The organism is Streptomyces sp. URMC 126 (genome assembly GCF_051386555.1).
GTDB lineage: Bacteria > Actinomycetota > Actinomycetes > Streptomycetales > Streptomycetaceae > Streptomyces.
Genome location: NZ_JBPQTX010000934.1, coordinates 1 through 265 on the forward strand (window position 1 = coordinate 1; position 265 = coordinate 265).

1 pseudogene is annotated in these 265 nt (G+C 71.7%); it reads right to left on the reverse strand.

What is annotated here, in order from left to right:
- Window positions 1–265 (reverse strand): annotated as a pseudogene (locus ACSNOK_RS34555) (sensor histidine kinase); the annotation flags it as partial.

Genomic DNA, 265 nt, shown 5'->3' on the forward strand with positions numbered 1-265 from the left:
GGTCGGCGGCGGCGGTGTCGACCACCGTCCCCCGATCCGACTCCAGCTCCGCGATCCGCTGCTCCAGCTCGTCGGAGGGCGACAGCAGGCCCCGCACCATCGCCCGGTCGACGTTGGTCAGCCCGCGCACGATGTAGCCGAGCACCGGCCAGGCCACGAACAGCCCGACCAGGGTCACCGTGAAGGTGAACACCGCCCACGGCAGCCGGATCACCGAGTACAGCACGTGGCGCCAGCCCACCGGGTCCTTCAGGCTCGCCCACAG